This is a genomic window from Parabacteroides sp. HGS0025, assembly GCF_000969845.1.
Classification (GTDB): Bacteria; Bacteroidota; Bacteroidia; order Bacteroidales; family Tannerellaceae; genus Parabacteroides; species Parabacteroides gordonii.
Map to the genome: position 1 here is coordinate 1,524,825 of NZ_KQ033902.1, position 15,143 is coordinate 1,539,967.

Consider the following 15,143-nt stretch of genomic DNA (forward strand, 5'->3'; position numbering starts at 1 on the left):
CTTATTCAATGATGCTGACCGATTCGATAACGACGTTTTCCAACGGGCGATCCTGTCGGTTGGTCTTAACGTTCTGGATGGCGTCTACCACGTCCAGACCTTCTGTCACTTCACCATAAACCGTATATTCATTATCAAGGAAAGGAACGCCGCCTATTGTTTTGTAGGCTTCCCGTTGTTCCGGTGTCAGCTTGGTTTCGTCCTTGCGCTTTTCGGCTTCCATTTCCGTCTTGCCGACCAGTGTATCGCGGATGATGGCCAGTTCGGCTTTGTCGCCACTTTGATAAGCCGCTTTGATCTTGGCGCTGTTTTCTTTTTGCAGACGGGCAAAGATCGACTGTTTCAGGCGGCCTTCTTTTTGTTTCTCCATCTGTGCCAGTTCAGCGTCTTTGTACACTTTTCCGGTTACGATATAAAACTGGGAAGCCGAAGATTCCTTTTCCGGATTTACTTCGTCACTTGTGCGGGCTGCGGAAAGTGCCCCTTTCTTATGGAAATATTTCGGGTAAACGAACTCGGCGGGAACGGTATAACCCAGGTCGCCGGCACCCAGTTGCTTGCTCATAGGGGCGTCTTTCGAGGTTACATCGCCACCCTGTACCATGAAATCCTTGATTACACGGTGGAACAGGAGGCCGTTGTATTGTCCTTCCTTTACCAGTTTGATAAAGTTGTCGCGGTGTTGCGGCGTTTCGTTGTATAGTTTTAGCTTGATGTCACCCAGGCTGGTTTTCATCAGAATCTGTGTCTCTTTTGTTTCCATTTTTCTTTCTTTTACTGATTATTTTTTGACAATAGCCATTGTCTTGATCTTTATATTCTTCAACGGTCTGTCTTCCTCATTTGTTTCGACAAACTGGATTTTATCGACAACTTTCATGCCACTGACAACTTCGCCGAAGACCGTGTACTTGTTATCCAGATGAGGTGCACCGCCTTCAAGCATATAGGCCTGGCGTTCTTCCGGGGTAAATGTTTTGTTGTCGCTTTTCTCCATCTTGTCCAGTTCCATCTCGGTATAGAACTTTCCGGTGACGATATAGAACTGTGTGCCGGAAGAGGCACGTTCCGGGTTTTCTTCGTCGCTGGTGCGGGCTGCACACAACATGCCGCGTTTATGGAAGTATTTCGGATAAACGATTTCGGCGGGAATGGTGTAGCCCGGATCGCCGTCGCCCAGGTGCTTTTCGATAGGGGCATCCTTCGAGTCGATATCGCCCCCTTGTATCATAAACTGTTTGATCACGCGGTGGAACAGCAGGCCGTCGTAACGCTTTTCTTTCACATTTTTGATAAAATTATCCCGGTGTAAGGGCGTATCGTTAAATAACTTCACTTTGATCTTCCCCATATCGGTGTCGATCTGTACAAGTGTCTCAACATCCTGCGCTTGCGAATGAACGGATGTCAGCAATCCGGCAAGTAATAAACATATAGCAAACAGCTTCTTCATCTTCGTTTTATTTAGTTATTAAGGCAACAAAAATAGTTACTTTTAGTCGTTAACGCAACCTTTTAACACAACCTTTTCATGTGGTGCTTGTTCCTTACTGGTAAAACGTCTAAACAAAACACATTTATGAAAGCATTTGTTAAAGGAGCAGTTCTTCTGCTCGGGTTAGGAGTATTCTCTTCCCATGCTCAGGCTCAGAAAGTGATCATTCAGGATGAGGAGCCGAATTCTATTATCTTCGTTTCGCGCGACAAGGCGGGGGATGAGATAATCCGGATATTGAATGAAACGAAAAGTCCGCGCTTCCATGAACCGGGTATTCCCCGTTTCCTGATGACCGACCGGAAAGGCCGTTTCGCTTTAGGTATCGGCGGGTATGTAAAGGCAACTGCCGAATATGACTTCGGCGGTATCTCCAAAGATATTGATTTCTATCCGGCACTGATCCCCAACAAAGGTGCCTCGCATGTCAGAAACCAGTTCCAGATGGATGCCACTACCAGCACTGTTTTCCTCAAATTGGTAGGCCATACCAAGCATCTGGGCGACTTTGTCGTATATACGGCCGGTAACTTCCGGGGCGACGGCAAAGGTTTTGAGTTGCGTAACGCTTATGCTTCTTTGCTGGGCTTTACGCTCGGTTACGATTACGGTTCGTTTATGGATCTGGCCGCTATTCCCCCGACGATCGACTTTGCCGGGCCGAATGGGATGGCGATCTATCATGCTACCCAGTTCCGCTATGAACGCGCTTTCGGTAAAGGATGGAAAGCCGGTGTCGGTGTGGAAATGCCCGTAGTGGATGGCATTACCAACGATAAGTTGAATATCGGTTCGCAACGTATGCCTAACTTCCCGGCTTACGTGCAGTACGGATGGAATAAGAGCAGCCATGTACGTGCCGCCGCTATCGTACGGAGTATGACTTATGATAACCTGGTCGCTAACAAGGCTGAGTCGGAAACCGGCTGGGGTGTGCTGCTTTCTACCACTTTCAATCTGTGCAGCAAAGTGCAGATGTACGGACAGGGTGTTTACGGTAAAGGTATAAGTCAATATATGAACGACCTGAGTAATCTGAATGTGGATATCGTTCCCGATCCGGCTAAAGCGGGACATATGCAGGTGCTTCCTATGATGGGATGGTATGCCGGATTGCAGTATAATATTTCCCCGAAAGTTTTTGTTTCAAGTACCTATAGCCAGTCACGCCTGTACAGCGATAATGATTATCCCGAAACTCCGTCCGAACAATATCGTTACGGCCAGTATCTCGTAGCAAACTTGTTCTGGAACGTAACACCGGATCTTCAATTAGGTGCTGAATATCTTAGAGGATGGCGTACGGACTTTAATGATCAGACACGCCATGCCAACCGTCTGAATGTAGCCGTTCAATACAGTTTCTAACGGATATTTGTTTGTTTATTATACAATAAGAGAGAGACGTCGCTGCAAGATGCAGTAATGACGTCTCTCTTATTTTTATGTGTGTATTGATGCTACTTAATTAAAATGTGGAAAGGATTTATTACTTTTGCATAAACAAATTAAGGAAAAGCACATGAAAAACACCTCACGTTTTTGGCTATTTAACATTCTGCTGATGTCGGTGTTATTATGGGGTATACAAGATCGTTTGCTGGCGGACAATGCTTCAATAAAGAACCTTCGTTTCAACAGAATATCATCTTTTGAGGATTTACCATCGGAAGAAATAACGCAGATCATACAGGATAATAAAGGATATATCTGGATAGCTACCAATTCCGGCTTGTGCCGTTACGACGGTTACCGTATTCGTACCTATAAGGACAACCTGTTCACACCGGGCATACTGACGGACAACCAGATCAAGACCATTGCTGAAGACCACAGTTCCAATCTCTGGATCGGTACGAACAACGGTTTGAACATATTGAATATGATAACCGGGCAAATCCGTGAGGCAGCGGATAGCCGATTGCAGGATAAGGTGGTCTCTGTCTTGTATGTATCGAAAGACAATAATGTATGGGTCGGTATGGATGATGGATTATATCGGTATATCCCGGAACGGGGATCTTTTATCGTATACGATAAAGCAACCAATGGGCGCCCATTGGTTGGCATTAAGTCTATCATGGAAGATAGCAAAGGACGGCTTTGGATAGGAACCTGGGCGGTAGGCCTTTTGAGATATGAAAAGGATAAGGATGCCTTTATCAGCTATCCGCAGATGGACGAACGTAACTCCGCCCATGTCTTATTTGAGGACAGTTACCAAACCATCTGGGTAGGTACCTGGGATCGGGGATTGTATCATCTGAATACTCCGGAAACACCTGAGACGGTTACCTGGAAGCACTATCTCAGTCAACCGGGTAATAAACAAAGCCTGTCGGATAATATCATTTACAGCATAGAAGAAGAAACCGGCAGCAACACCCTCTGGATCGGAACCCGCAGCGGTCTGAGTATCCTCGATCTGGATTCACAAAATGATTCGTTTGTGAATTATTTGCCGGAAAGTGAATCCTATAAACTACCTTATAATGAATTGGATGCCATTGTGCGCGACCGTTCGGGAATCATGTGGCTGGGTATGATGGGAGGGGGAGTTTATTCCGTTAATATGCGGCATTCCCCTTTTCAGAAGAATGATCTGGAATCGGTCAAACACAGGTTGTTCAGTAACTCCGTGCGCAGTATGTTTGTGGATAGCGAACAGACGCTCTGGATGGGAATAGGCAGTTATGGCCTGGTTATCCAGGAGCAGGGAGCCGAACAACCGGTCTTTTATATCGATCATCCCGATTTCAGGCAACCGACGCCTTATCTGTATACGATCAACCATATCATAGAACGCAGGGACGAGCAGGAAATCTGGTTCGGGACGTGGGGCAGTGGCATTACCATCTATGATAAGGATGCGGCCGGGAATAAGATACGGCACCTGAATGAAGAAAATACTCCCTGGCTGCCGGATGGCTTTATCTTCAGTATGTTGGAAGACAGCCGGAAGAACGTCTGGATAGGTTGCCGTAGCGGTGTGGCTGTTTACGGGCCCGATGGCAAAGGCGTTTCGTTGAGCGACTACCGGGCGGAACCGGATGGAGCCCCGATCAACTATTGCTATTATGCCATTGAAGAGACACGGGACGGAAATATCTGGCTGGGAAGTAATCACGGGATTATTCGTGTTTCCGGAGATGCATCCCAACCGGATCAGTTACAGTTCAGCCTGTATGACAGGGCGAACGGCAAACTTACCTACGAATGGCTGCAATGCCTGTATGAAGATTCGAAGGGTAACCTGTGGGCCGGTTCCGATGGCGGCGGCTTGAACTTATACGATAAAGAGAGCGATTCTTTTATCTCCGTAAACAGGCGGTATAACCTGCAAACCGATGTAGTCAGCAATATACAGGAGGACGAAAGCGGTAACCTCTGGCTGGGAACCGGTTCGGGGCTGGTTCGTCTGACGGTTTCACCGGATGCTGCAACGGCTTCGTCGCGAACCTATACGGCAACCGATGGCCTTCCCGACAACTCGTTTATACGGGATGCCATAGCGAAGGCGAAGGATGGCAAGTTATATTTCGGCGGACATAACGGTTATGCCAGTTTCTATCCGCAGAAAGTAAAGGAGGACGATGTGGTTCCCCCGGTAGCCATTACGAATATATCAATTTTTAATACTCCGCTGGATGAGCTTACTCCCGCAGACAGGGAGGAAATAACCCCTAATTCTTCCAGCTTTGCCAATGAACTGGTGCTCGACTATAACCGGAATCATTTCAGTATCGAATTCTCTTCGCTGAGTTATGCCAATCCTTCCAAAAACAAATATGCCTATAAGCTGGAAGGATACGACACGGACTGGCAGTACACGGGAGCGTCCAGCCGCGTTGCCAATTACAACAACCTGAAAAGCGGCCTTTATACGTTCCATTTGAAAGGTTCGAATGAGAACGGCCTGTGGAACGAACAGGAACGGGTATTGCAGATCCGTATCTTGCCGCCACCCTGGAAAACGACCTGGGCTTATACATTATATATACTGTTGCTGTCGGCAACGGTGTTTGTCACCTACCGTGTACTGAAAAACCGTATCCGTGAGAAGCAGGCGCAGGAGTTACAGAAGATGGAACTGGTTAAAACAAAGGAGATCAACCATGCCAAGTTGCAGTTCTTTACCAATATCACGCATGAGTTCCTGACACCTCTTACCATCCTGTCCGCTTCGCTGGACGAAATGAAGATGCAGGCGCCGCAACTCGACGACTTCTATAAGGTGATGTCCGACAATATAAACCGTCTGATACGCCTGTTGCAGCAAATCCTGGAATTCCGGAAAGCGGAGACCGGCAACCTGAAACTGAAAGTATCGGAAGCAGACCTGGCTACCTTCGTGCGGAAGGAAGTAGAAGCATTCCGCCCGCTGATGAAGAAAAAAAGGATGCAGTTCAGCTTTACCTGCCAACCGGATACGATTACCGGGTATTTCGATCCGGACAAACTGGATAAGATATTATATAACCTGCTATCCAATGCCTCGAAATATAACCGCGAAGGGGGTACGATCGATGTCAACCTGTCTCTGGATGAAGAAGAAAACATCGTAACCCTTTCCGTGAAGGATAACGGCCAGGGTATTTCCAAGGAAGGAATGAAGAACCTGTTCAAACGTTTCTATGAAGGCGATTACCGGCGTTTCAATACGACCGGGACAGGGATCGGCCTGTCGCTGGTAAAAGACCTGGTTACATTGCATGAAGGAACTATCCGTGTGGAGAGTGAAGAAGGGCAGGGGGCGACCTTTATCGTCACGTTACCGATCTCCCGCTCTGCCTATAAGGAAGAACAGGTGGATGAGTTGATAACTCCGGCTGCCGATGAGCAGGCGCTGCCTGTGGAAAGCGGAGATACCGGAAGTGCTTCAAAAGAGAAAAGCGGGTATTCTTTGTTGCTGGTAGAAGATAATGAAGAACTGTTGGCTCTGATGGTCAAATTGTTGGGACGCGAATACCCGGTCTATACGGCACATAACGGGAAAGAAGCCATCCAGGCGATCGAGTCGAACGATATCGACCTGATCGTCTCCGACGTAATGATGCCGGAGATGAACGGAGTGGAACTATGCCGCTACGTGAAAGGTAATTTCGATATCTGCCATATTCCTATCATCCTGCTTACGGCCAAGAATAAGGAAGAAGACCGTATCGAAGCCTATGAATCTGGTGCTGACGGTTTCCTTAGCAAGCCTTTCAACCTCTCGTTGCTACATGCCCGTATCAAGAACTTATTGCGGGGGAAGGAACGAACCGCCCGTGACTTTAAGAAGCAACTTGTCTTCGAAGCGCAGGAACTGAACTATACCAGCCTGGATGAGGACTTCCTGCAACGGGCGATCAGTTGCGTGCAGAAGCATCTGGATAATTCGGAATTCGACCAGCAACAGTTTATGGAGGAAATGGCAACCAGCAAATCTACCTTATATAAAAAGCTGAAGTCGCTTACCGGACTGAACACTTCTGCCTTTATCCGCAATATCCGTTTGAAGGCGGCCTGCCAGATTATCGAAGAAAAGAAGCGGGTACGTATTTCCGAACTGGCTTATGCTGTCGGATTTAACGATCCGAAGTACTTTAGTGCCTGCTTCAGGAAGGAATTCGGTATACTTCCTTCCGAGTATATGGAGCGTTATCATCCGGAAGCCGCCGAAGAGGGTGAATTATAGATAAAAGATATCTGTAAATAGATACTGTGTTAGTTTACAGACTATTTGTAATCATGTGTAGAGTACACTTGTTCTTTTAATGGTCACATTTGCGGAAAGAAATTAACCGCAATGTTAAACCATTAAATTTGTATTGCATGAAAGCACACAGTTTTGTGTTGGCAGCCGCGCTGTTAAGCGCATGCCCCGTATTATACGGAAATGCTGCCGGAGCTGATCCTATCGTCCGGCAAAGTAATGCGGCCAGTCCGCAGCAGAGTAAAAAGATTTCCGGCGTCGTTAAGGATACAAGCGGCGAACCGGTAATCGGAGCTAACGTTATTGTGAAAGGAACTACAAACGGAACCATGACAGACATCGATGGACTGTTTAATCTGGATGTCCCGTCGGATGCTATCCTGCAAATATCTTATATCGGATATATCGCGCAGGAGATGCCTGTAAGAAATCAAACGGCTTTTAATATCAAACTGGTGGAAGACAGCCAGGCTTTGGATGAAGTGGTTGTCGTTGGTTTCGGTACCCAAAAGAAAGTAAACCTGACAGGTTCGGTAGGGACAGTCGACTCTGAAGCATTGGAAGCACGTCCGGTAATGAATGCGACGCAGGCATTACAGGGGTTGGTTCCCGGTTTGCAGATCTCATCGGCCGGCGGTAGTATGGAAACAAAAGCTGATATTAATATACGTGGTACAGCCACGATCGGTGAAGGTTCGAGCGGCAGCCCGCTGGTACTTATCGACGGGATGGAAGGCGATATTAATTCCATCAATCCGCAGGATATCGAAAATATCTCAATTCTGAAGGATGCCGCTGCTTCTTCTATCTATGGTTCACGTGCTCCTTTCGGGGTAATCCTTATTACTACCAAAAGCGGCCGCAGCGGTAAACCGGTGATCAATTATAACAACAGTTTCCGTTGGAACGATCCGGTAAAGACTCCTAATATGATGGATTCGTATACCTTCGCCACTTATTTCAATGATGCCAATGTGAATGCCGGTAACGGATTGTTCTTCACCCCGGAGCGTCTGCAACGTATCAAAGATTACCAGCAGGGTAAGATTTCCAATTCTGTTATTGCCAATCCGAACAACCCGCAATATTGGGCAGACGGTTATGCCGAAGGTAACGACAACGTCGACTGGTACGATGCTCTGTACCGCGACTGGGCTTTCTCACAGGAACATAACTTTAGCATCAACGGCGGTTCCGACAAGGTAAGCTACTATGCTTCTTTCAACTATCTGGATCAGAACGGCCTGATGGTATTCAACCAGGATACGTACGACCGTTATACGGCTACCGGTAAGATCAATGCCACGCTGACAGACTGGGCCAAGTTGAATTACAGCACCCGTTTCACCCGTGAAGATTACGGACGTCCTTCTGCCATGTCGGATGGATTGTTTTCCGATCTGGGACGTCAGGGCTGGCCGGTGTTGCCTTTGTATGATCCGAACGGTTACCTTTATTCTTCTCCGTCACCCGCACTGGGACTGGCTACCGGCGGACGCGATTATACGCAGACCGATAATATCTACCAGCAGGCTTCGTTGATCCTCGAACCGATCAAGAACTGGATTACCCATATCGACTTCAACTACCGCATTATGTCGGCCAACCGTCACTGGGACTCGCAACAGACCTTCAACCATGATGTGGACGGCAATCCGGTAATCTACGGCACAGGATCGAATGTGCATGAAGAACTTCACAAGGAGAACTATATGAACCTGAATGCTTATACGGAATACAGCTACAATCTGGAGTCGGGGCATAACTTCAAAGCAATGGTCGGTTTCCAGTCGGAAATGATGCGCCAGACCAAGTTTGGCCTGCAACGCGATGGTATCATTATCTCCGGCCTGCCGGAAGTAGACCTTACTTCGGGACTCGATTATAACGGTGGCGTGGTGACTCCTTCCGTCAACGGTGCCCGTCAACGCTGGACAACAGCCGGTTTCTTCGGACGTATCAACTATGACTATCAGGGTCGGTATCTCGCAGAAGTAAACCTTCGCTACGACGGTACTTCCCGTTTCCATAAAGACCAGCGCTGGAACCTGTTCCCTTCATTCTCCCTGGGATGGAATATTGCCCGTGAAGCGTTCTGGGAACCTATCGCTGAATACGTCGGCACACTGAAACTGCGCGGTTCTTATGGTGAACTGGGTAACCAGAATACAACCAGTTGGTATCCTTCTTATCAGATACTGGAAGTAAAAGCCAGCGACGGTAAATGGTTGCAGAACGGCCTGAAGCCGAATGCCGCTTATGTGCCCGGACTGATCAGTTCGACCTTAGGATGGGAACGCGTACGTAACTGGAACGTCGGTGTCGACTTCGGATTACTGAACAACCGCCTGACCGGATCGTTCGATTATTACAACCGTCTGACACTCGATATGATCGGCCCGGCTCCCGAACTGCCTGCTTCTTTGGGTGCGGATGTCCCGAAGACAAACAATACCGACTTAAAGACTTACGGTTTCGACCTGGAGATTGGATGGAACGACCGTCTAAAGAACGGCCTGGGCTATAGCGCCAAATTTATCCTGTCGGATGCGCAAACAGAGATCACCCGTTATCCGAACCCGACCGGAACGCTCGATAAATACCGTACAGGCCAGAAGTTGGGTGAGATCTGGGGTTACGAAACGATCGGTATCGCCCAAACACAGCAGGAAATGGATAACCACCTGGCCTCTCTGCCGAATGGCGGACAGGAAGCTCTGGGTACAAGCTGGGAAGCTGGCGACATCATGTACAAAGACCTCAATGGCGACGGCATGATCAGCAACGGTGCCAATACGATCGACGATCACGGCGACTATAAACTGTTGGGAAATAACACGCCGCGCTTCCAGTTCGGTATCGACCTGGGTGCCGACTATAAAGGCTTCGACTTCCGTGCCTTCTTTCAGGGTGTGATGAAACGCGACTTCTGGCAGGGCAGTGAATACTTCTGGGGCGTAACAAGCAATATGTGGTGGTCGGCCGGCTTTAAAGAACATGCCGATTATTTCCGCGCAGAAGCATCCAACGATCTGGCTGCTAACCTGAATGCCTACTATCCGCGTCCTATCTTCAATACCGATAAGAACCAGAAGATACAGAGCCGTTATCTTCAGAATGCCTCTTATATCCGCCTGAAGAATGTTCAGTTGGGATATACGCTGCCGGCTACGCTGACCAACAAGTTCTATGTATCCAAACTGCGTATCTTCGTCTCCGGTGAAAACCTCTGGACAGGTACAGGCATGGCCAACATGTTCGATCCGGAAACTATCAACGGTGGTAAGGTCGATGATAACACAAAGAAAGGTAACGGTAACGCTTACCCACTCTCTAAAACGATCTCATTCGGTATAAATGTTACTCTTTAATAGCTGATTTACGATGAAACACATAAATAAAATCAAACAACTGGCAGGAGTCGCTTTGTTAGGCGTACTGGTTTCCTGCAATGACTACCTGGAGCAGTCTCCTCTGTCACAGATCACTCCGGATAAATACCTGAACGAAGAATCCCAGCTGGCAACCTATGCCAACGGATTGTATACGGATATCCTGCCTTCGCACGGCGAATGGAGTTACGGAACCTTCGGTACGGACGAACATACCGACAACCAGGCAACGAAAACGTATGATAATAAGTTTGTCCCCGGGCAGTGGAGAACAGCCCAGACAGAAGACAGCGACAAGAACAAACGCCACTGGTTCTTCGAACGCATCTATAGTTGCAACTATTTCCTGGATAACGTCCTGCCTAAACTGGCTGAAGGTAAGATCACCGGAAGCACGGACAATATCAACCATTATGTCGGCGAGATCTATTTCCTTCGTGCCCACGAATATTTCAAACGCTATCAGAAATTCGGCGATTTCCCTATCATCCGCCATACGTTGCCGGACGAAATGGAACCGCTGATCGAAGCCAGCAAACGTTCTCCCCGTAATGAAGTGGCCCGTTTCATTATCTCCGACCTCGATTCGGCTATTATGCTGATGGCTACAACCCCGGACAAGAATAAGAGCCGTATTTCGAAAGAAGCCGCTTTGCTGCTTAAGTCGCGTGTGGCCTTGTTCGAAGGAACCTGGTTGAAATACTTTAAAGGAACGGCCTTTGTCCCGAATGGAGACGGATGGCCTGGCAAGAGCAAGGAGTATAATGCTAATTATCAGTTCCCTTCCGGAAGCATAGAAGGCGAGATCGATTACTTTCTGACCGAGGCGATGGATGCTGCCAAACAGGTGGCCGACGCAACTCCTCTGGTAGAGAATACCGGTTTGGTTCAGCAGGATGCAGCAGATCCGGTGAACCCGTATATGGATATGTTTGGCGATGTAGATCTGTCCGGCTACAGTGAAGTCCTTTTATGGCGTCCATATAATAAAGGATTGGGACAAACACATTGTGTGGTTGTCGGTGCACAGAACGGTGACTATGGAGTAGGAGTGACCCGTGGTATGGTAGACGGTTTCCTGATGAGCGACGGTATGCCTATCTATGCCTCTTCCGCTTACAAAGGCGATAAAACGATTGCCGACGTCCGTATCGGCCGCGACTCCCGTCTGAATATCTTCCTGAAAGAACCGGGACAAAAGAATATCTTGTTCGAGTCGACCGAAGGGACACATGCCGTACTGGTAGAGCCTAACCCGGCGATCCTGGAGTCTTCTCTGGAAAAGACATATACTACCGGTTACGCTTTGCGCAAAGGTAACTCTTATTATCAGAACCAGTGCGCCAACGGTGCCAGCTACACCGGCTCGATCACCTTCCGTGGGGTGGAAGCTTATCTGAACTATATGGAAGCCTGCTACGAAAAGAACGGATCGCTGGATGCAACAGCCCAGAACTACTGGCGTGCCATCCGTGCCCGTGCCAAAGTCGATACGGACTACAACAAGACGATCGCCGCTACCCGCATGAGCGAAGAAGCAAAGAACGACTGGGGTGCTTATTCTGCCGGAAACCTAATCGATCCGACTCTGTATAACATCCGCCGCGAACGTCGTTGCGAGTTGATGGCCGAAGGATTACGTTTCATGGACTTGTGCCGCTGGCGTGCAATGGATCAGATGATCAAGACTCCGTATCATATCGAAGGTTTCCGCCTGTGGGCCGGCATGAACGAATGGTATAAGAATGAAGACGGCTCAACCCGTTTGGTATATGGCCTGGATAATCCGAGTGCAAACGTATCCGACCCGGCATTGAGCGAATATCTTCGCCCGTATGAAATCTCCGGCCGTTCGGTTGCCAAAGACGGTTATCGCTGGGCAATGGCTCATTACCTGCAACCGATCTGTATCCAGCACCTGATGATTGCTGCCAACGGTGCAGATATATCCGTCTCACCGATCTATCAGAACCCGGGATGGCCGACAGTGGCTAACCAGGGAGCTACGGAATAGTTGGGAGTTTTGGTTTATCTCCTTAGGTAAGTTGCAAGTGTTTCATGCAGGTGAAACACTTGTTTCATCAGGGTGGAACAACTGTTTCACCTACATGAAACAAAAATAAGTCCGGCTGCTTTCTGTTGCCAGTCGGTTAGTCAAATAAAAAAGAATAGCAATGATAAGAATATTAAGTTTGGTTCTACTACTGGTGTCATGTACCGGTATGAAGGCTCAGGAGATTATGCCCGGTGAAAGATGGCCGGATGATAAAGGCGTTCATGTCAATGCGCATGGCGGCGGTATGTTGTATGCCGACGGAACCTATTATTGGTTCGGTGAGTTTAAAAGCGATACGACCAGTGTGGCGCTGGATGGTGTTACCTGTTATTCTTCCTGCGATCTGGTTCACTGGAAGAATGAAGGAATTGCCATGCCCGTTATGCCGGAAGAGTCTTATAGCGATATTGAAAGGGGTTGTATATTGGAACGTCCGAAGGTTGTTTATAATAAAAAGACCAATAAATATGTAATGTGGTTTCATCTGGAACTGAAAGGAAAGGGATATGCGGCCGCCCGTGTCGGAGTAGCTGTAAGCGATAAGGTTACAGGCCCTTACCGTTTCGTCCATTCTTATCGTCCCTGTGCCGGCTTCTGGCCGGAGAATATGCCGGAAAAAGACCGTTCCCTGAAAGTAACGCCGAAAGATTTTACCGAATGGTGGACACCCGAATGGAGCAAAGCCGTAGAAGAAGGCCTGTTCGTCCGCCGGGATATGGAAGGCGGACAAATGTCACGCGACATGACTATCTATGTGGATGATGACGGAAAAGCCTATCATATCTATTCTTCGGAAGAAAACCTGACCTTGCAGATAGCCGAACTGACCGACGATTACCAGAGCCATACCGGACGATATATCCGTATATTCCCTGGCGGTCATAACGAGGCACCGGCCATCTTCAAAAAAGACGGAACCTACTTTATGATTACTTCCGGTTGTACGGGTTGGGATCCGAATGAAGCCCGCCTGTTCTCCGCTTCTTCCATCTGGGGGCCGTGGACACAGCATCCTAACCCTTGCCGTGGAGATGATGCCGCTCTCACTTTCCATTCGCAAAGCACCTTTATTTTCCCTGTAGCCGGCAAAAAAGATGCCTTCATCTTTATGGGCGACCGCTGGACACCGAAGCATCCATCCGATGCCCGTTACATCTGGCTACCGATACAGTTTGAGAACGGCCTGCCGGTATTGAAGTGGATGGATAAATGGAGCTTGGATTATTTTGATACAAAGACCTTTTAGTGCGGATGATGTAACTTTAGGAAATATTGAATTCTCTGTTTATAGCAGTCAGTTATATTGTCTCGTTGATATTGGGCGGGTTTGGAACCCGCCCCTACGAGGGCACCCTTTATTAATATGTTAATGAATTATAAATAATCGAGCCTTACCCCCAGACGAAACCAGACAGTGTGTATTCTTTATAAACGATACAACTAACAAGTACGATTATAAAAATACATATGGAAGAAACTACCATCCTGTCACTTTTACAAAAGTATATAAAGGATCAATGCACCGAGCAGGAACTGCGCACATTGCTTCACTGGCTGAAATCGTCGGACAATCCTGTGGATTTAGATTTGGTCATCCAGCCCTTATGGAATGCGATCGATCAGAATATGGCTCGTCCGGATCAGGAAAGGGAAAACGAACTGCGTAAAGAAGTATCTTCCCTGCTCTCTACAATCAAACAAGGCAGTAAACCTGTCTCTAATACAGGCGTTGGAAATAAGAAATATTTAACTAACTTTTACCGGATCGCCGCCATGTTGGTACTGGCTTTCAGTGTGACATTTGGCCTGCTGAAAGTGCTCGACCGTTCGCAACCCGTAATAACCTATGCCGAGAAAACATCCGCGAAAGGGGAGAAGAAAAGCCTACAACTGGCAGACGGTACCCGTATTATCCTGAATTCCGGGACGAACCTTCGCATCCCGTCCGACTTTAATAAGGACAACCGCGTGATAGAACTGGAAGGGGAAGGCTTTTTCGATGTTGCCCCCAATCCAGATAAACCTTTTATCATCCAGAGCGGAAATGCACAAGTCCGTGTGTTGGGTACTTCCTTCGATTTCAAATCCTATAAGGAAGACGAGTTCATCAAGCTGACCGTCTCGACCGGCAAAGTTAGGATAAATGTCACCGACCAGGATCTCCAGTTATCCGTATCTCCCAACGAACACCTATCCATTAATAAAGTGGACGGGAATATCAATAAGGAAACCATTCAGGAAAACAATTATATCAAATGGATACAGGGTTCTTTGTATTTCAATAAGGAACCGATACGCGAGGTGATAAAAACCATTAACCGGACATACAACTGCAAAGTAATCCTGCAATGTAAGAATTGTGACTACAAGATCACCGGGACACACGATAACAAGAGTATCGAAGCGGTAATCGAAGCGATCTGCTTTACCACCGGCCTTCATAGCCGGCAAGAAGGGGAAAAGATAATATTATATGATAAATTATAAGTCGAACCTATTTAA

The 15,143-nt window shown here is 47.7% G+C and carries 8 protein-coding genes; 6 read left to right on the plus strand and 2 right to left on the minus strand.

Translation table 11 applies throughout. The annotated features are described in order from the left end of the window. Position 1: 1 nt before the first annotated feature. Both HMPREF1212_RS05630 and HMPREF1212_RS05635 read right to left on the minus strand, forming a co-directional pair. Positions 2–763 carry a peptidylprolyl isomerase gene (locus HMPREF1212_RS05630; RefSeq protein ID WP_046148710.1) on the minus strand — a complete coding sequence of 254 codons (762 nt, stop codon included), beginning with the start codon at positions 761–763 and terminating at the stop codon, positions 2–4. Between the two features lie 18 nt (positions 764–781). Beyond that, positions 782–1,453: a peptidylprolyl isomerase gene (locus HMPREF1212_RS05635; RefSeq protein ID WP_046148711.1), complete on the minus strand. Its 672-nt coding sequence runs from the start codon at positions 1,451–1,453 to the stop codon at positions 782–784. Between the two features lie 126 nt (positions 1,454–1,579). On the opposite strand from HMPREF1212_RS05635, the gene HMPREF1212_RS05640 reads away from it, so the two are divergent. The 6 genes from HMPREF1212_RS05640 to HMPREF1212_RS05665 all read left to right on the plus strand — a co-directional run bounded on the left by HMPREF1212_RS05640 (position 1,580) and on the right by HMPREF1212_RS05665 (position 15,128). Then, a complete protein-coding gene (locus HMPREF1212_RS05640) occupies positions 1,580–2,863 on the plus strand; it encodes a DcaP family trimeric outer membrane transporter (RefSeq protein WP_046148712.1) in 1,284 nt (427 codons plus the stop codon). Between the two features lie 154 nt (positions 2,864–3,017). Continuing rightward, positions 3,018–7,175 carry a hybrid sensor histidine kinase/response regulator transcription factor gene (locus HMPREF1212_RS05645; RefSeq protein ID WP_046148713.1) on the plus strand — a complete coding sequence of 1,386 codons (4,158 nt, stop codon included), beginning with the start codon at positions 3,018–3,020 and terminating at the stop codon, positions 7,173–7,175. 137 nt (positions 7,176–7,312) lie between these two features. After that, positions 7,313–10,564, plus strand: a complete 3,252-nt coding sequence (locus tag HMPREF1212_RS05650) for a SusC/RagA family TonB-linked outer membrane protein (protein WP_046148714.1) — start codon at positions 7,313–7,315, stop codon at positions 10,562–10,564. Positions 10,565–10,577: 13 nt separating this feature from the next. Continuing rightward, positions 10,578–12,599, plus strand: a complete 2,022-nt coding sequence (locus HMPREF1212_RS05655; protein WP_046148715.1) for a RagB/SusD family nutrient uptake outer membrane protein — start codon at positions 10,578–10,580, stop codon at positions 12,597–12,599. A gap of 208 nt (positions 12,600–12,807) precedes the next feature. After that, complete coding sequence (locus tag HMPREF1212_RS05660; RefSeq protein WP_232430130.1) at positions 12,808–13,887, plus strand: glycoside hydrolase family 43 protein; 1,080 nt, start codon at positions 12,808–12,810, stop codon at positions 13,885–13,887. 221 nt (positions 13,888–14,108) lie between these two features. Then, a complete protein-coding gene (locus HMPREF1212_RS05665; RefSeq protein WP_046148717.1) occupies positions 14,109–15,128 on the plus strand; it encodes a FecR family protein in 1,020 nt (339 codons plus the stop codon). The last annotated feature ends 15 nt before the right edge of the window (positions 15,129–15,143 follow it).

Bases quoted from the DNA above. Each gene is read 5' to 3' on its own strand.
- HMPREF1212_RS05630 (WP_046148710.1), bottom strand. From the start codon at position 763: ATGGAAACAAAAGAGACACAGATTCTGATGAAAACCAGCCTGGGTGAC.
- HMPREF1212_RS05635 (WP_046148711.1), bottom strand. From the start codon at position 1,453: ATGAAGAAGCTGTTTGCTATATGTTTATTACTTGCCGGATTGCTGACA.
- HMPREF1212_RS05640 (WP_046148712.1), top strand. From the start codon at position 1,580: ATGAAAGCATTTGTTAAAGGAGCAGTTCTTCTGCTCGGGTTAGGAGTA.
- HMPREF1212_RS05645 (WP_046148713.1), top strand. From the start codon at position 3,018: ATGAAAAACACCTCACGTTTTTGGCTATTTAACATTCTGCTGATGTCG.
- HMPREF1212_RS05650 (WP_046148714.1), top strand. From the start codon at position 7,313: ATGAAAGCACACAGTTTTGTGTTGGCAGCCGCGCTGTTAAGCGCATGC.
- HMPREF1212_RS05655 (WP_046148715.1), top strand. From the start codon at position 10,578: ATGAAACACATAAATAAAATCAAACAACTGGCAGGAGTCGCTTTGTTA.
- HMPREF1212_RS05660 (WP_232430130.1), top strand. From the start codon at position 12,808: ATGAAGGCTCAGGAGATTATGCCCGGTGAAAGATGGCCGGATGATAAA.
- HMPREF1212_RS05665 (WP_046148717.1), top strand. From the start codon at position 14,109: ATGGAAGAAACTACCATCCTGTCACTTTTACAAAAGTATATAAAGGAT.